The following is an 18,920-nucleotide window of genomic DNA, read 5'->3' as shown; positions in this document are numbered from 1 at the left end:
GAGGAGCAATAACCGAAAAAGGAAATTATTTCGTAAAAATAACATCAAAAGGAGCTTCAGAAATACACACAATTGTAAAAAAATAACCTAATAAACCTGGTTATAGATTAGACAATATGAAGCGGGTGACAGTTACTTATACTGCACACCCGCTTTTTTATTTAGAAATAAATTTGTTATCGTTTGATCAGTAATTTTTTAGAAATCGAAATTCCGTTATTAGTCGATATAATAATATAATACAAACCTTCTTTAAGAGTTTGAACATTTACATTGTTTTTGGTAGATGAGATATCTTGCTTTAGTTTTATAGCTCCCAAAATGTCATAAACTTTAATAGATGCATTATCTAGATTTTTTAGAGAGTATGTAGAAATAGTGAACTCATGATTTGTAGGATTTGGGTGTATTACAAAATCCTCAAATTCAGGTTTGTCTATGGCAGAAACACTTTTATTTTCTTCTATTGATGTGGATTCTACTTCTCTAGAAGTTGTACAATTTTGAATTTTTGCAGTAAATTTTGACCCACTTGAAGCTTTGAAACCAGTTGAGAGTGTCACTTTTTGACCAGCAGTATATGTTGCAATACCACCATTTGAGATGGTATTATTTGCTGTTAACATATTTGCGGCTTCTTGATTATCAGTGGTTCCTGACGGAACATTTTGAGTCACAGTCAAATTATCAGGACATCCATTTGATGGGAGAGCATTTGGAGGTAAGTCATTACCCAAATTCTGAATAATTTCTTCAATAGGTACTCCTCTGTTTGGGCAATTGGCGCAATGGTGTAAAGCAACTACAAGATCATCACCATATCCCAAAACAGGAGATCCAGAAGATCCACCTTGGGTATCGGCAAAATATCCTATATCATTACCACTTCCACCACAACGAGGTCGAGTTAAAGAAAATATACGGGCTACACCTCCTTGATCATTTGTATTTGTAGAAAGTAATGCAATTCGTTTACCCCAAGCTCGTGGATGTTGAGGGATATAGATACGTTCGTTTATAACCGCACCAGTATTTCTTAATTGTAGAAACCCATAGTTTTGCGGTAAATTAGTAGTCGTGTTTAATTGTAAAAGAGCATAATCTAATGGTGCATTTGCACGAATAAGATTTGCAGATGTAGCCTCAACGGTACCTGAACAGGCAAGCCAAGAATCACAATTTGAATTACAATTTGCACCTTGTGCCATGAATTCTACAGTCACATTATTAGCATCAGCTTGGTTTTGGATACAATGTTCATTGGTCATTAATTGACCATTATCTCCGATTAACCAACCTGTACAAGCAGATGTTCCGTTAATTAGTAATCTGGCTACTGCGCGTGAACGATTATAGGCATTAGGCTCGTTATTTGAATAACAAATAGCATTTCTAGAGTCATCAGCTCCACAAAGAGCTTCATCCTGTTCAGCTCGTATTGATTCTAAAGGATATCCTTTTGCAACTATATCAATAATATACCCAAATCCTCCTTTAGAATTACTACTAAATATCTCAATGATCATTTTATCATCATAAATAGGAATACTCCAAAAACTATTACCTCTTTTCTGAATTGTATTATCAGAGTATTTCCAGGATCTAGTATTGTTTACATCTCTTACAACGATATAGTCATTTGCTGCTAATTGTATTTTACTGAAATGTACCGCCACATAACCTGCATCTTTTTGAGATACTTCTTGACTCCAGACCATCTTATGTACACTGGTCATGTTACCCTGATAAGGATGCGGACTTTGGTGAGTGCTAGTAACTTCTTCTCCTACTTTGGTCTGCGCTTGAATACTACAAGCAATTAATAAACAGATACCGTATAAATATTTTTTCATCGTTTAGTTTTGATTTTTTAATTGTAAGTTTTCCTTTTCTAATTCATCGACCCTTTTATTTATTTCGATAATGTATAGAGTTAACTCTTCAATTTTTTGAAGAAGTTTTGCATCCATTTCTCCTAAGAAAATTCCATTTTCTTGCACTTCTGATGCACTGGGAATATCTTTTAAATGTCTATTTTCTTTAATATGATTTTCAACTTCTTTTAGAGTAGGTAATTTGTAATCGTCATAGAAAACAAAATCAGACCAAGTCCCTGCTTCTACAACCATCTCTCTTGCACCTATGGATCCTTCGACAGCTAACCTATGAGAACCGGTATTTGTTGTTCCTATTCCTACATTTCCTGTTTCTCCATCTATAGTCATTCTAGTAATTCCGCAACAGGTATTAGTTCCTCCTATTTGAAAATTCATTCTGGCAGGATAGCTACCAGGTGTAAACGCACCTGTTGTAGTAACACCTATTCGTCCTATTTGTACATTTGATTGCCCATCAAATCCAGAATAAATAATTGTTCCCAATAATTTATTTGCAGGAGTTGATGTTGGTGTAGTAGAGTTTCCTCCTGTATTTAAAAAATACAAATGTGGGTGTCCTCCATTAAATAAACCTTGTCTAGTTGTAATATTTAAAGATGGATATTTATTGTTTAACTGATTGATGGTTATTTTATCATCAAAAGTTTGCTGACTGTAGGATGTCGTTTGAATTGTTATGATTAATAACAAAATGCTTAATATTCTTTTCATCTGTTATTTTATTAAGTTTAATTAGGTTTTTATTTTTTAGATTCTATTAGCTTTTCAAGCTGATCTAATCTTTCCTCAATAGATTTTAACCTTTTGATTTCTTTTTCTTGTTGAATGGTGTAAAGCGTTAATTCTTCAACTTTCTGAAGAAGCTTAGCATTCATTTCTCCTATCGAAATTCCTTTTTTTAATACTTCTTTTTCTGAAGGAATGTTTTTTAGGTGCCCGTTAGTTTTTATATGCTGTTCAACCTCTTCTAAACTCGGTAGTATATAATCAGATTCGAATACGAAATCTGACCAAACATTAGGCTTTACTATGACTTCTTTGGTTTTTGTGGTTCCGTCAATGGCTAAATTCCCTCCAGAAACACCAAGAGTATTATTATCTCTTAAGATTAGCCTCATATCATAGTCAGTTGTAGGATCATTAGAGAAATCAAAATAAGGAACTCCATTACCTCTTAGTTCAATAGAAGCACCTTGATCGGTATTTATTATAGCTCCGGTATTTCCCCAACTAATACTCTGGCCTGTAGATAGCTTATTACTCATTTTAACATCGCCGCCTTCAAAAGAAAGTAAGTTATCATTCCTAAGGATTAATCTCATATCATAGTCGGTAGTAGGGTCATTAGAGAAATCGAAATAAGGAACTCCATCGCCTCTTAGTTCAACAGAAGCACCCTGGTCTGTATTTATAATGGCTCCTGTGCTTCCCCATTTGATTTGTTTAGTCACAGTAAGTTTGCCATTAATAATTTGATCTTGAGCCGTAAGGTTAAGTACAGCTATAAAAAAACATAGAATTAAACTTGATAATTTTTTCATCGTTTTGGTTTTAAGAGTTATCGAATGAATTTTTATTTGCTAAGATTTTCGACTTTATTTTGAAGAGTAGATATCGTTTTTCTTAAAGTTTTAAGCTCTTCGTCCTGTTGAATTGTATAGAGCATTAACTCCTCTATCTTTTCGAGTAATTTTGCTTGCATATTCCCTACTTGAATACCGTTCTCTAACACTTCTTTTTCACTCGGTATATTGGGAAGATGTCCTTGAGTTTTAATGTGTTTTTTGACCTCATTTAAAGAAGGTAATTTGTAATCAGAGCGAAATACATAATCAGGCCACGGTGAAGCTTCTACTACAATCTCTTTGGCTCTAATATTACCATTTACGGCAAGTTTATAACCTCTGGTATTGGTAGTTCCTATACCAACAGTTCCATCAGTATCGATAATCCTTAAGCGTTCGACTCCTTTGGTTTTTAAGATTAGATCATTATTGTAAGAAGAAAATGCATTTGTAGTTGTGTATACATCTTTGTTAAAAATAAACTTTGGCATATCGGTATAGATATGTGCCCAACTACTGTTAAGAGGTCCAACATCTATATATCCAAAAGTTCCATTAACTCGTAATGCTCCTCCTGCAAGATTTCCTCTAATACTTCCATTAATATGGAGTTTAGTTTGAGGATTAGAAATACCGATTCCCATATATCCATTTTCGTCTTTAATCCTTAAACGTTCAGTTCCTTTGGTTTTTAAGATTAGATCATTGTTGTAAGAAGAAAATGCATTTGTAGTTGTGTATACATCTTTGTTAAAAATAAACTTTGGCATATCGGTATAGATATGCGCCCATCCGCTGTTAAGGGGGCCAACATCAATGTACCCATAGGTTCCGTTAATACGCAGTGCTCCTCCTGCTAGGTTTCCTCTGATGTCTCCGTTGATATGTAGTTTGGTTGCTGGATTAGTCACTCCAACTCCTACATTACCACTTAGACTGTAAATAGTGTTCTGATTGTCGTAATTGTGTTGTGCAGACAATCCTATAGCGCTCAAGAGAGTCACTATTGATAAAATAATTTTTTTCATTGTGTAATAAATTTATTGGTTAAATCTTATTTCTAAAGGTACAAATTCCCTATTTCTATTCTTTTTTTTTAAATGTAAAGTATATGTTAAATAATTGATTATTAATATGTTGCATATGGTTTTTCCATAAAAATAGTAATGTAATCACAAATAAGTTTTGTATGTAAAATATTTTATTCTACATTTGTAGAGTTAATTCTAATAACGTAGAGCAATGCAATTATCAAAAACCGAAGAACAACTAATGCAATATCTCTGGAAATTAGATAAAGCCTTTATGAAGGATTTATTAGACTCTTTTCCAGAACCTAAACCTGCAACTACTACCGTAGCTACGCTATTGAAAAGAATGATTGATAAAGGTTTTGTAAATTATACGTTATATGGAAAATCAAGAGAATATTATCCATTAGTAAAAAAGACAGATTATTTTTCTAAACATGTAAATGGATTGATCAAGAATTTTTTTAATGATTCGGCATCGCAGTTTGCATCATTTTTTACATCAGAAACAAACTTATCTACTACAGAATTAGAAGAGCTTAAAAAGATAGTAGATAAACAAATCCAAAAACAAAAGCAATGATTATATATATAATAAAATCATCTCTTTGTTTAGTTCTATTATGGTCATTTTACAGGCTGTTTTTGGAACGAGAAAATATGCATCATTTTAAAAGATTTTATCTTCTTTTTAGTTTGATTTTTGCATATACGATCCCTTTAATTACTATTACTTATGAAACAGATATAGTACATAATCAAGAAAACTTACAACAATCTGTAGATCATTTGATTATAACTGACAATCCACAGGTAGAAGCTACATCATCAAACTATCTTTCGGTAATAGTATGGATCATTTATGGGGTAGGTGTTTTGATTTTTGCAGTTAGGTTTATAAAAAATATGTATCATTTGATTAAGAAGGTAAGAAGAAATGAGAATCTGAAAGAGTTCTCACACATTAATGTACTTCTTGCAAATTCTATTATTCCGCACACATTTTTACATTACATATTTGTTCCTAAAAAAGAATTTCAGAAAAAAGCTATACCACAAGAAGTATTATTACATGAGAAAACTCATGTTCGACAAAAGCATACTCTAGATATTCTGTTTGTAGAGATTTTTCAGATGATTTTTTGGTTCAATCCAATATGGTTTTGGGTAAAAAAATCAATTAAATTAAATCATGAATTTCTTGCTGATCAAAAAGTATTGAAGCAACAGTTTTCAATACATCAATATATGGACCTACTCGTTAATTATCCAAACAGTACTCATCAAGCTGCATTAGCGAGCCCTATCAATTATTCATTAACCAAAAAACGAATCGTTATGATGTCACAACAATTTTCTAAAACAAAGGCTGCAACTCGGTTGCTGCTATTTTTACCAATTCTTTTTGCATGTATTCTTTTATTTAACAATAAGATGGTAGCCCAACAAAAAAGTACAATCGCCAATACTGTAGCACCAACTCATCCAGATAAAAAAATCAAGATTAGAGTTAGTGGAGAACAAATTAATATTAATGGGGTTACTACTGATTTATCTGGTTTTGCTACTGTTATTGATAATGCTACAAAACAATGGAAAAATCATGAGTTAACAGAGTTTCAATTTAGTGTCAAATTAGAAAACACAAATGATAAGTTTCTCAAAAAACTCAATAAGATATACCGAAAAACAAGGTTATATAAAGCTAATCCAGATGGGCATGATCTTATTCCGCCTTCACCTCCGGCACCACCAAAAATGAGAGCAAATGTCGTTCCTGGGCCTCCTCCTTCTCCTAAAGCACATAAAAAATTAAAAGCTCCAAAGCCTCCAAAACCGCTTAAGGCACCAAAAGTGTCAAAGCTTCCTAAAGCACCTTCTTATTCTCATGCAGAATATGAAGAAATTGAAAGTGAAGCAGAGCTTGCTATGCAAGAAGTTGAGGTTGCAATGGAAGTAGCAGAAAGAGAAAGGGAAACCTTGATCGAACAAGTAGAAGTAGAAAGAGCCTTGGCAATGGAACGGGCAGAAGCATCAAGATATAAAGCAGAAGAAGTAAGAGAAATGGCGATGGAACAGGCTGAGAAAGCCAGAGTAGTTGCTATGGAAGAATCAAATAGAGCCCGGGAGCAATCCTATAAGATAAGGGAAGAAGCAATGAGAAATGCTGAAAGAGCAAGATTTGAGGCTGAAAAACAGGTAATGGGCCATACTAAAATAGCTCGGGAAGAAGCTAGACTGGCTATGCAACAAGCCGAGAAAGCGAGAGCGATGGCGAGAGATAATGTTGAGAAATCAAGAAGACAGTCAGAACAAGCTCGTAGAAAAGCTATGGACGAAGCTAAAAGAGCTCGTGATGTAGTAAGAAAAGAGGCTATCAAAGAGAGAAAAGAAGCACGTAAGCGTATACAAGAAGCCAGAAAAGAACAACAAAGAGCTAGGGAAAAAGCACAAAAAGAGAATAATTAGCAGATCAATTTTCTGATAATTTTAAGAACGAAAACTCCCCTTAGGGAGTTTTTTTGTGCAACATATCGCTATAAATCAGCGTTATACTTATAATCAATCAAAAACCCTTAGATGATGTTAAAACGTTTTTTTATTTTATGCTCCGGCGCAGATGCCGATATATTAGCAGATAGTTCTGATGGAGAACAGAATAAATATGCTGGTATCGGAGCAACAGTTTTCTTTACTGCAGTAATGGCTTTTATTGCAGCTAGTTATGCCTTATATACCGTATTTGATACTTATTTTGCAGCCATCTTCTTTGGCTTAATCTGGGGACTATTGATCTTTAATCTGGATCGATTTATTGTATCTACTATTAAGAAGAAGGATAATTTTATGGATGAACTCTTACAAGCTTCACCTAGAATTATTCTGGCCGTTATAATAGCTGTTGTAATTTCTAAACCATTAGAACTAAAGATTTTTGAAAAAGAAATTGATCGTGTTTTGCTTGAACAGAAGAATGATTTCACTTTAGCTAATCAAGAGCAAATTGCAACCCAATATACTCCGGCTATTGCTGCAATTGATTCTGAAATTAGTACACTTAAACAGGAAATAACAACCAAAGAAACCGAGGTTAACGATCTTTATGAGACCTATATTGCAGAAGCAGAAGGAAGAAAAGGAACTGAGATTATCGGAAAAGGACCTGTATATAAAGAAAAACGTGAGAAACATGATGCAGCCTTAACAGAATTAGCCGAATTGAAAAAAGCGAATGCAGAGAAAGTTACTGCTTTAGAAATTCAAAAAACAGAATTGGCCGCCGAATATGATACTCAAGTGGCTACATCACAACCCGTTATTGATAATTTTGATGGATTGATGGCTCGAGTGAGTGCTTTAAATGAATTACCCTGGTTGCCTTCATTCTTTATCTTTTTATTATTTCTAGCAATAGAAACCTCACCTATCTTTGCAAAATTATTTTCACCCAAAGGAGAGTATGATTTTAAATTAGAAGATGTAGAAAGTGAAATAAAAACATGGGTTGCGCAAAAAGAAGATCAGCGAAAAGTTCTATTAGAAACAGACCATACTATTAATGATAGAGTATATAGTGATCTTACAGAAGAAGAAGAACTATATGCATATAAGAAAAAAATTGCACGAGAAATGATGAAAAAGCAACAAGATGCTTTTTATAAACGACAGACAGGAATTTTATAGTTTGTCCAGGTTAGATAAAAAAACAGACCTCACGAGCTTATATTATTACTCGTGAGGTCTGTTCGTTTAACATTGCTCTATAAAAAAATGATTAATCTATACTATCTGTAGAAAAAAAGGTTGTGAATATATATTCTTCATTTTATGACAGGTGTTTTATACTTCTAACTCAACCTATTTCCCTGGCCATTTACAAATAATAACTAATAACACAACCTCTTTTCTTTAAAATAGTATCGATTTATTTTTTAATAAACCTAGTGGTTAATAGTCCTTTACTAGATTGAAGATGAAGAATGTACTGACCAACAGGTAATCCAGTAACATCTATCAAAACAGAATTAGGGCCAATTAACATATTATTTGGAGTTCTTGGACTTGGAGCACCAAATGGATCTTCTCTTATAAGTTCTTCTCTAGGATCTACGGCAAATTTAACGACTACTTTTTTTACAATTTCTCCAGAAAGTCTTAGTATCGTTACAGTAGCATTACCACTGGTCAAGGGATCTTTAGGAGTTATTACTAAATAGTTACTTGCTGGGTTTGGTGACAGTATAAAGTGATTATCAAAAGCACTTGTTTTTGTGGGTTTACAGCTAGTATTGACGTTACATTGAGAATAACCTAATGTAAACCTTATGTAGTTTTTAATTTCGTTTAAAAAAGATACAGAATTAACACAAACAAAATTTAACTTTGGACAACCATTTAAGTAAAGACGTCTAGCATGATGAACTACACCATAAAAATGCTGGTAACTTTTATAAAAAGAATGATTTCCTGTAAGATACGCTTCTCTTAGATTTGGGTTGTTACTGATGTTTAATGTATTTATAGAGTTACAATTTCTAATATCAATTTTGGATATTAAATTTTCACTAATATTTAAAGATTCTAATTGAGTATTAGATGTTACATCTAATAGGGTTATCTGATTATTAGATAAGTGTAGTACTTTTAGTTTGGGATTGTTATTTACGTTTATCTTAGATAATTGATTGAAATTAGCATTAAAATAAGTTAATTCTGTATTCTTACTAAGATCTATTTTGCTTAATTGATTATTATCAATATTAAGCATACTCAATGATTTTTGATGACTAAAATCTATTGAAGTTAGTTTGTTATTAGTTAAGTCTACAGAACCTAGTTCAGGATTTTTGCTGATGTTAACAGAAGTGATTTTGTTATTTTTGAGACGAAGAACCCTTAAATTAGTAAAATATTCAATCCCAGTAATATCACTAATATTTTTATTTTCAAGATCGATAAGAGTTACTTTTTCTGCTTCGTCAACAGAAATTTCATTATCACTGTCAATATCATACTTTGATACTAGTTCAGTTTTAAAATTAGGATCATTAAAATTAATGATTTTAGAAGTAGGGGCTAAGCTACAATCACTACTAATAACACAATTATAACCTAATGCATTAACTCTATTTTGTATGTAGGCAGTATCAGAATAGTATTTGTGTAAGCAAATAAATTCTAGTTTTGTGCACTTTTCGATCTTAATATATTTACTTAGGTATCGATGTGTTAAAAACATGGTTTTTAACTCGCTATTGTCACTAACATCCAGATTAACAATTTTACAGTTTCTGGCATCTAGTTTAGTTATCTTGTTTTTTGAACAGTATAGAGAAACGAGGTTGATATTTTTAGAAAGATCTATTTCTGTTAAAGCATTAGAACCTATATATAACCTTTCTAGATTTGGGTTTCCGGTAAGATTGATAGACGTTAGTTTGTTTTTCTCAACGTTTATACGTTTCAATGTTGAGGTAACAGGTAATTTTAAACTAGTCAATAGACTTTCTCTTACATCTAGATGAGTAAGCATTGTATTTTTAGAAGCGTCTATGGAGGTTAGTAAATTGTTACCGATATTTAATTCATCTAATTTTGTGTTTTTGGAAACGTCTAAGCTTGTTAATTTATTCCCCCACACATATAACTTGGTTAAATTTAGGTTTTTAGTACTATTTAATTCATCTAATTGGTTAGTCCATGCATGAAGTATCGATAATTTTGTATTACTATCAATATTAATTCTTTTAAATCTATTATTGTATATTTTTAATTCAAATAATATCACATTTTTAGATACATCCAATTGTGCTAATTGATTGCTATTTGCATCCAATCGTTCTAATTGTGTACATGTGGATATATTTAAATTAGTCAACTGATTTTGGCTAACATCCAAGTATTGTAATTTTGTGTTTTTTGTTAGATTTAAAGAGGTTACCTTATTCTTAGGAATAGTAAGGTATTTTAGATTTATAAAATGTTCTATTCCAGTAAGGTTTTCAATATTCTTATTTACAGCTTTTATAGATACAGCTTTTTCTGCTTCTTGTTTACTTATATTTACATCATTATTGGTATTTATTGATGATGCCAGTAAAGCATTTTTAAAATTAGCATCAGGAATATGAATATTTTGCGCATAAGAGGTTAGGGTAAGGCATAGTAGTATACCCAAAAAGATAATTTTTTTCATAAGTATGAATGAGTTAGTTTTAATTTGATAAATTGTTAAATAAGATTTGTTTTTTAGGCTTTGTATTGAGGATGTTTTTTGATTGTTTATATCAAATTTTGTGTAGGTCTGTTGGTTATAATTTGAAACAAAGATAAAGGCGAAAACTATACTACAACAAGAGGAGTAACTTAGGATTTATAAATCTTGACAGGTATATTTATAAATCTTAACCATTGTTTTTGATTTCAAAATGCTTTTTATCAGAGGGTTTGTTTTTTTAAGAGGATTTTATGATTTGTTATTAAAATTATACTCTATTTATATGGTTATCCCTTATATTGTTAATAATTTTTAACTAGGCATTTTGAATATAAAACTGAAAAGTATCTATCGTATTATTTTGATTTTTATAAGCTTGATCTTTCTCCCGAACAAAGGAGTAAGTATGATAACAAAGAACAAGATTAGTGAAAAACAATATTCAGTTTCAGATTCTTTAAATCATAAAACATTTGATGAATTACGATCGCTTTTTATTAAACACTATAAAGATTCAGTTTTTATAAAAAAATTATCGAATACATATCTTACCAGAGCAAAGAGAGACAAGGATAGTATTGAGATAGCAAATGGATATCAAATATTCTTTGAAATGAATATAAATAATCCAAAAGTGGCTTTGGCGTACACAGATTCTATGATTGATGTTACGAAAGGCGTAAAAGATGAGTTTTATCCAGCAAGGGGCTATCTTTTAAAAGGCTATCTTTTGCAAAAACTAGAACGGTACAATGAAGCTTTAACCTCGTATTTGATTTCAAAAAAACATGCAGAAATCAATAAGAATATTGGCCATATTATTGCTATAACACATAATATTGCGATACTTAAGACCATCTTAGGGAAAGATGAAGAATCTTTAGAAATCTATAAAAAAAACTTAAACCTCTTATCGACTCAGGATACTATTAATAAATTCAGATCGCATTATATAGCGACTCTCTGTAAGCTATCGGATAGTTATAATTTATTTAAAAAATATGATACTGCGCATTTCTATTTGAAAAAGGGGATTACATCTACTCTATCAGGAGATATTCCGCATTTTTATTCTGAGTTACTTTCATCTTATGGAATTAATAGTTATTATAGAAAAGAATATAGTACAGCAAGGGATAGCTTAAATAAATCTCTTTCTCTATCCAAAAAAAGCCCCTATACGAATGTACTTGTTACCTATTTGTACTTAGGAAAAACACTTTTACAACTAGAAAAGGAAGAAGAAGCTATAGGGTATTTAAAAAAAATAGACTCTGCGGTACATGTTTCTAACTATATCTTAGAAACCAGAGAAGCATTTACGTTGCTCATAGATCATTATAAAAAGGAAGACGATAAAGCGAATCAATTAAGAATCATGGAAAAACTAATAAAACTAGATAGTGGTTTTTCTGTAAAATATAAAAAGTTACATATAGATATTGAAAAAAAGTATGATAATGTACAACTCATTAAAGACAAAGAAAGATTAGTAGATAGTATCAAAAATCATAGTAGAACAACCATATATCAGTTATGGGTTTTTGGAGGATTAATCATTGTATTGATAAGTCTAGGATATTTTTATTATTATAAAAAAAGAAAGAAAAACTATGAAAAAGTATACGAAGAGAAATTAATACATGCAGAACATCTAAATAAAAAGAAAACACAGAAAACAAAAGATATTGAACTAGCACCAGAATTAAGAGACGATATTCTAAAAAAATTGGAAGAGTTTGAAAAAAATGAAGTCTTTTTAAAAAACGATTTAACATTATCTATAGTTGCCAAAAAGCTAAAAACCAATTCGACATATTTATCCAGGATTATCAATATGGATAAGCAAAAAAACTTCGCGAACTATATTAATGATTTACGTATAGAATATTGTATAAAGCAAATAAAAAATGATAAAAAATTCAGGCACTATTCTGTAACGTCTATGGCAAAAGAAGTAGGTTTTAATAATATACAATCTTTTGTTAAAGCATTTTATAAACAAAAAGGATGTAATCCTGCTGAATACATAAAAGAATTTGATAATGAATGAGTTAATAGGTTTTGGTGTCTGGTGAGTATCATACATATTTATAAATATTACCCAAAACATAAAGGAATGTATATAACAATTAATGTTTGTTAGCTACATTTGCATTATATTAAAGTTCAAATTAACTCATCATGAAAACGAATAAAAAAGTAAAACTCGAATTAAAAAAAATTAATGTAACCATGCTTACTGATTCTAATATAGCCAGAATAAAAGGAGGAGATAATAGAGACCTTATTGCAATTGACGGTACAGTTGGTAGTTTAATATCTCGTATTATAAATGGCGTGAATCATTCATGTAACAGATAATAATATCTTATAATTTTTCACAAATACTATTTATAGAAAATAAAAACCTTCTTTGAGTATAGAATCTTTTTTGATTAAAACTTACGATCGGGATGATAAGCTTCTAAACTCAAAGAAGGTTTTTGATCAGAAATAATTTCTGAAACCAGTTTTCCTGTAGAGGTTCCCATGGTCCAACCCATCATAGCATGCCCTGTAGCAATAGTAAGGTTGTTACAAGTATTAGATTTACCAATGTATGGTAAGCCATCTGGAGAAACAGGCCTAAGGCCAGATGTAGTCGCCTCTTTTTCTGCATTAGAAAGTTTAATATCAGGATAATACTGCTGTGTGGCATTTGCGATAGCCTCGACCCTTACTTTATTAATTGTGTGATTGATGCCTGCTATTTCCATAGTACCGGCAAACCTGGTAAATCCCTGCATAGGAGTTACAGCAATTTTAGCCTCTGTTAGTATAGCCGGCATAGTTATCCCTAAATCTCTTTCAGAATTTATACGGTATCCTTTTCCTGCTTCTAGTAACAATTTAATCCCTAGTTTTTTGCTTAATAAATTTGACCATGATCCTGCCGCTAATACAAACTCATCTGCTGTGTATGATTTATTTTTAGTATGTATCGAAGTAATTTTATTGTTCTGTATACTAATATCCTCTACCTTTTCATTTTTATGAATTGTTACTCCCGAGTTTTCAAGAAAAGCTTTCATTTCATCCATAAAGGTCTGTGGGGTAGTATGCCAATCACATTCATATAAGACTGCTCCTTTTGCTTGCAATTGTACATTGGGTTCCATTTGTTTCAATTCGTCAAAAGAAAGCTCTTTTACTGGCAATCCTTCTTTGGTAGCAATCTTACCAACATGAAGTTCTTCTTCGAGCATTTTTTCGGTTTGGCAGATCATTAAAAGACCTTTTTTTTCTAATTGAAAAGCAAAATTTTCATCAGATCTGATTTCAGAATACAAATCTCTACCTAATACTGCAATATCTTTAATGGCAGAAATCCCTCGATTTACATTTTTCACCGAGCAAGATTTGTTAAATGCCCATGTCCAACGTAAGAAATCCGAATTGAGACGAGGTTTTATAAATAATGGGCTAGTGGGGTTAAACATCCATTTTAATCCTTTTTTCATTACACCAGGTGCTGCAAGAGGGATAATATGACTTGGAGAAAGATATCCTGCATTAACGTAAGAAGCACCAGAATCCATTGCAGATTGATCTATTATAGTAACATGATGTCCTTCTTTATGTAAATAATATGCAGAACATAATCCTATGATTCCGCCTCCTATGATAATAACTTCTTTACTCATAATTGTATACACTTAGACAAGCTTAGTGTGGTATTCTGTTATGTTTACTTAGCTCTTTATTATGTCTTATTTAGCCTTGACTAAATAACCTGAAACCCATGTGCATAGGGATCATCTTCATCATCAATAATGATAGTGTTGTATCCATAAACTTTTGCCCATCCTTGAATACTTGGAATAATGGCTTTTATGTTACCTAGTTCTGTTTCTTCTTCGACTCTACCTATGAATGTGCTTCCAATAAAACTTTCATGAACGAATTCTTCTCCTTGTTGTAGTTTTCCTTTAGCATATAATTGTGCTATTCTTGCAGAGGTTCCTGTTCCGCAAGGAGAGCGGTCGATAGCTTTATCTCCATAAAAAACAGCATTTCTACCCGACGAATCTGGGTTGATAGGGTCTCCTGTCCAAAGCATATGGCTAACATCTCTGATCGTATCATTTTCTGGGTGGATAAATGCGTCAGGATATTTTTTGTTAATACGTTCTCGTACCACTTGAGAATACTGGATTAGCTTACTTGCAGTAAAATCATGAACCCCGCTAAAGTTTTTTTGAGGATCTACAATAGCATAAAAATTTCCACCATAGGCAACATCAAAAACGAGTTCTCCTAATTCTGGGCATTCTATAGTTAAACCTTCTGCTGCCAGATACGATTTTACATTTTTGAGTTTTACCCAATCTACTTTTTTATCTGTTTGCTGGTATTCTATTTCTACGAGTCCAGCTGGAGCTTCCATTCTAATTTTTCCTGGGGTTTTGGGTTGTATTAACCCTTCTTCTATGGCTATGGTGATGGTTCCAATAGTACCATGGCCACACATAGGTAGACATCCAGACGTCTCTATAAATAGAATAGAAAAATCATTATCGGGGTGGTGTGGTTCGAATAAAAAACTACCACTCATCATATCGTGTCCTCGAGGCTCATACATTAATCCTTTTCTTATCCAATCATATGTTGTAAGAAAATGTTGACGTTTTTCGCTCATCGTTTTTCCAATTAGATCAGGTCTGCCCGTCGTAACAACCCTCACTGGGTTTCCGCAAGTATGAGCATCGATACATTTGAAAGTGGTTCTAGCCATTTTTTGTTTTTTCGATATAAGTGTTAATTCTGTTTTCTAAAATTGAAAGCGTAACTGTACCTTGCTCAAGGACTATTTCATGAAATTCATGAATATCAAATTTACTTCCCAATGCAGTTTCAGCTTTTTTACGCAGTTCTCTAATTTTTAATTCACCAATTTTATAAGACAAAGCCTGACCTGGCCATGAAATATATCGATCGGTTTCTGTATGTATTTCATGTAATGATAATGCTGTATTCGAAGACATAAAATCGATGACTTGTTCACGTGTCCATCCTTTGGCATGAATCCCTGTGTCTACTACCAAGCGACATGCACGCCACATTTCATAGGTTAGTTTTCCAAATTGCTCATAAGGTGTAGTATACATCCCCATTTCCTCTGCCAGAAACTCAGAATATAATCCCCAGCCTTCTCCATATGCAGATAGATATAAATTTTTTCTAAACTGTGGGATACTATCCCCTAATTCATTGTTTAAACTGCCTTGCAAATGATGCCCGGGTACAGCTTCATGTACGGTAAGCGATGGTAGTGTGTATAATGTTCTGCTAGGCAAATCATACGTGTTTACCCAATAATACCCTGGATCTGTACTATTAGCTTCTGTACCTACGTATCGACCACTGGTGTATTTTGGAGCAATTGCATCTGGTACTGGGGCTACTCCATATGGTTTTCTGGGTAATGTCTTAAAAAAACGAGGCAACTGTTCATCTGCTCGCTTAGCCATATCTCGGGCAATCATAAGCAGCTCTTCAGGCGTTTTTGCATAGAATTGCTCATCGGTACGAAGAAATTTAAAAAAATCTGCAAAACTACCCTGGAAATTAAGCTCTTTTATGATGATCTCCATTTGAGCTTTTATTCTGGCTACTTCTTTTAATCCGATATTATGAATCTCGTCTGCAGTATATGTAGTACTCGTGGTATAAAAATTTATCTTGTTTTGATAGTATGCCTTGCCTTTTGGAGTTTGGGATACACCAATGGCTGTTCTTGTCTTGGGTAAATATTCGGTTTCGAAGAATGTTTTTATTCTTTTAAACTGAGGAATAACCTTGTTTTTAATTGTTTCTTTCGCAGCATTACGTACCGAATCCTTTTGAGTTTGGGTTAAAATCTCTGGTAAACTTTTAAAAGGAGAATAAAAATAACTGTTTTTAACACTATCAACGATATGATCATTATATGTTGATTCATATCCTTTAAAAATGACTCTTGGTTGAGAAACTCCTTTTTCAAGACCTTCTCGTAAGTTTATAAAATGCTGATCTACGAATTCGGGGATTGCATTAAGTTTGTTCAGATATTTTTTGACCTGCTTGTAATTGGCCAATGGCCTAACCATATAATTGAGATTACTATGAAATCCAGAGTCGGATAATAAAGGATTAAGATACCCCTCGAACTCATAAAAATCAACAGTTCTCTGCAAAGTAAATTTTAATAACTCAAGAGATATTTTATCAGTCTCCTTGAGTAGTGCAGCATCAATACCATTTAGTTCTTCTATCTTTTTTTGTGCAAAATCAGCTTCTTTTTTGAAATACTCTTTGGTAAAGAGACCTAGAGGATATTCATCTTCATCATAGCCTTTTCTTTCTTCAATTTCTGCAATAATTTGATGTAATGGAACCGATGGGTCTTTCTCTTTCTCTTTTTGTTCATTACAACTAAAACAGAAAAGCAATATTAGAATAGCTATGATTTTAAAAAATTTCATTCTAAACAAGTATTAATTTTTTTAGTATTGATTATAAAAATCAGATTTTAGAATCTGTATGCTTACCATCAACCAATCTTGAAATCCCTAAAGGGTTTTCATTCTTAAGTTCGTTTGGTAATAAATTATTCGGCCAACTTTGATAGCTAAATGGGCGTACCCAACGTTTAATAGAGTGAATACCAACTGCTGTAAATCTACTATCTGTAGAGGCAGGATATGGACCACCATGTAACATAGAAGGGCATACTTCTACTCCTGTAGGAACACCATTAAAGATGATTCTTCCTACCCTGTTTTGTAATGCATCAATAACTGTATTGTATTGTAGCGCTTCTTCTTTTTCTGCTATAATAGTTCCTGTAAGTTGTCCTTCTAAAGTATTGATTATAGTTTCTAATTGTTCAACATCTTTACATTGCACAACCATAGAGAATGGCCCAAATACTTCTTGATGTAGGGTTGTATTTTCTAAAAATGTTTTTCCTTCTACTGTGGTAACTGTTTGTCTTGCATAATTCACGGCAATATCACTATCAAGCTCTGCTGTGACAGATAATCCATTTTGTTGCAATGCATTTGTTTTGTTTCTTTCAAAATTTCCAATAATATTGGGATGCAACATACATGAAGGTTCGATTTTTACAATTTCTTCAGAAAGTACTGTTATAAAATTGGTTAAGGCTTCTCCCTTAATACCGATAAGCAAACCAGGGTTTGTGCAAAACTGTCCGGCTCCTACTGTTATTGATTTTGCATAGGTTTTAGCTAAATCGACTCCTTTGGTAATTGTTGCTTCAGGTAATAGGACTACAGGGTTTATACTTCCCATTTCTGCAAATACCGGGATTGGTTCTGGTCGTTTTGAAGCCAAATCAAATAGTGCTCTACCTCCTCTAATACTACCTGTAAAACCAACTGCTTTTACTGCGGGATGTTCTACTAATTGAACACCTACTTCAATTCCTGAACTATTAAGGTTAGAGAATACTCCATTTGGCATCCCTGTTTTTATAGCAGCTTTGATAATTGCAGCAGATATTAATTCTCCGGTTCCTGCATGCATAGGGTGTGATTTTACAATCACAGGGCATCCTGCAGCAAATGCGGCAGCAGTATCACCTCCAGCTGTAGAATAGGCTAATGGAAAATTACTTGCTCCAAAAACAACAACGGGCCCTAAAGGGACCAGCATTTTACGAATATCTTGTTTAGGGATAGGACTGCGATCTAAATCAGCAGTGTCTATAGATGCTTCTACCCACGAGCCCTCGGCTACCAGATCAGCAAAAGTTCTTAATTGTCCTATAGTTCTACCTCGTTCCCCTTTTGCTCTTCCTTCTGGCAAACCAGTTTCTGATCTATATGTTTCTATTAGAAGATCATCTAAAGCCAGAATCTCATCGGCAATTGCATTTAGAAATTCTGCCTTTTTAGCACCAGAAACCTTTCTGAAAATTTCAAAAGCTTCTGAAGCTAATGATACGGCTTTTTCGATTTCTTCTTCTGAGGCTTCAAAAAATGTATGTTCATTTTCAATATTTAGCTTAGGATTAAAAGTTGTGTAGGTTTTATTTCCTATAGCCGAGAGCTGATTTCCTATATAGTTTTTGCCTGTTATCATAATTCTAAATGATTTAATGTGTAAATAGATTAATTTCTAATGAAAGAATGATGTCATCTCTATTATTTTTTGATTACAT

At 32.6% G+C, this 18,920-nt stretch carries 14 protein-coding genes; 5 read left to right on the top strand and 9 right to left on the bottom strand.

Features of this window, described 5'->3' with window-relative positions:
• Positions 1-176 precede the first annotated feature (176 nt).
• Genes Z054_RS29135 through Z054_RS30545 form a run of 4 tightly spaced genes read right to left on the bottom strand, consistent with a single transcriptional unit; the run spans position 177 to position 4,491 of the window.
• Positions 177-1,853, bottom strand: coding sequence for a T9SS type A sorting domain-containing protein (locus Z054_RS29135; protein ID WP_024772523.1), 1,677 nt, complete (start codon positions 1,851-1,853; stop codon positions 177-179).
• 3 nt (positions 1,854-1,856) lie between these two features.
• On the bottom strand, positions 1,857-2,609 hold the full coding sequence (locus Z054_RS30555) for a hypothetical protein (protein WP_024772522.1): 753 nt from the start codon (positions 2,607-2,609) through the stop codon (positions 1,857-1,859).
• Positions 2,610-2,638: 29 nt separating this feature from the next.
• The gene (locus tag Z054_RS30550) at positions 2,639-3,439 is read right to left on the bottom strand and encodes a hypothetical protein (protein ID WP_024772521.1); all 801 of its coding nucleotides are present in this window, start codon (positions 3,437-3,439) and stop codon (positions 2,639-2,641) included.
• A 32-nt stretch (positions 3,440-3,471) separates the two neighbouring features.
• The gene (locus Z054_RS30545; protein WP_024772520.1) at positions 3,472-4,491 is read right to left on the bottom strand and encodes a hypothetical protein; all 1,020 of its coding nucleotides are present in this window, start codon (positions 4,489-4,491) and stop codon (positions 3,472-3,474) included.
• A gap of 214 nt (positions 4,492-4,705) precedes the next feature.
• Between Z054_RS30545 and Z054_RS0123770 the strand changes: the two genes are divergently transcribed.
• From Z054_RS0123770 to Z054_RS0123755, 3 genes are all read left to right on the top strand, one after another.
• Entirely contained in the window at positions 4,706-5,077 is a 372-nt protein-coding gene (locus Z054_RS0123770) for a BlaI/MecI/CopY family transcriptional regulator (protein WP_024772519.1), read from the top strand.
• On the top strand, positions 5,074-6,963 hold the full coding sequence (locus Z054_RS30540; RefSeq protein WP_084050564.1) for a M56 family metallopeptidase: 1,890 nt from the start codon (positions 5,074-5,076) through the stop codon (positions 6,961-6,963). Before Z054_RS0123770 ends, Z054_RS30540 begins: the two co-directional genes overlap by 4 nt.
• 114 nt (positions 6,964-7,077) lie before the next feature.
• Positions 7,078-8,178, top strand: coding sequence for a DUF4407 domain-containing protein (locus tag Z054_RS0123755; protein ID WP_024772518.1), 1,101 nt, complete (start codon positions 7,078-7,080; stop codon positions 8,176-8,178).
• A 241-nt stretch (positions 8,179-8,419) separates the two neighbouring features.
• Here the strand turns inward: Z054_RS0123755 and Z054_RS0123750 are convergent, their stop codons facing one another.
• Positions 8,420-10,690, bottom strand: coding sequence for a leucine-rich repeat domain-containing protein (locus Z054_RS0123750; protein WP_024772517.1), 2,271 nt, complete (start codon positions 10,688-10,690; stop codon positions 8,420-8,422).
• A gap of 427 nt (positions 10,691-11,117) precedes the next feature.
• Between Z054_RS0123750 and Z054_RS0123745 the strand changes: the two genes are divergently transcribed.
• Positions 11,118-12,764 (top strand): AraC family transcriptional regulator, encoded by a 1,647-nt coding sequence (locus tag Z054_RS0123745; protein WP_152538663.1) that lies wholly within the window; start codon positions 11,118-11,120, stop codon positions 12,762-12,764.
• A gap of 131 nt (positions 12,765-12,895) precedes the next feature.
• Entirely contained in the window at positions 12,896-13,075 is a 180-nt protein-coding gene (locus Z054_RS0123740; protein WP_024772515.1) for a hypothetical protein, read from the top strand.
• Positions 13,076-13,149: 74 nt separating this feature from the next.
• Here the strand turns inward: Z054_RS0123740 and Z054_RS0123735 are convergent, their stop codons facing one another.
• The 4 genes from Z054_RS0123735 to Z054_RS0123720 form a co-directional block, all read right to left on the bottom strand.
• Entirely contained in the window at positions 13,150-14,397 is a 1,248-nt protein-coding gene (locus tag Z054_RS0123735; protein WP_024772514.1) for an NAD(P)/FAD-dependent oxidoreductase, read from the bottom strand.
• An 80-nt stretch (positions 14,398-14,477) separates the two neighbouring features.
• Positions 14,478-15,488, bottom strand: coding sequence for a 4-hydroxyproline epimerase (locus Z054_RS0123730; protein ID WP_024772513.1), 1,011 nt, complete (start codon positions 15,486-15,488; stop codon positions 14,478-14,480).
• A complete protein-coding gene (locus Z054_RS0123725) occupies positions 15,481-17,217 on the bottom strand; it encodes a DUF885 domain-containing protein (RefSeq protein WP_024772512.1) in 1,737 nt (578 codons plus the stop codon). Before Z054_RS0123725 ends, Z054_RS0123730 begins: the two co-directional genes overlap by 8 nt.
• 40 nt (positions 17,218-17,257) lie before the next feature.
• Positions 17,258-18,841 carry an aldehyde dehydrogenase (NADP(+)) gene (locus Z054_RS0123720; RefSeq protein WP_024772511.1) on the bottom strand — a complete coding sequence of 528 codons (1,584 nt, stop codon included), beginning with the start codon at positions 18,839-18,841 and terminating at the stop codon, positions 17,258-17,260.
• Positions 18,842-18,920 lie beyond the last annotated feature (79 nt).

This window comes from Aquimarina macrocephali JAMB N27 (genome assembly GCF_000520995.1).
GTDB classification, from domain to species: domain Bacteria; phylum Bacteroidota; class Bacteroidia; order Flavobacteriales; family Flavobacteriaceae; genus Aquimarina; species Aquimarina macrocephali.
The sequence above is the reverse complement of the archived record's forward strand: the minus strand, read 5'-3'. Positions and strand labels throughout refer to the sequence as shown.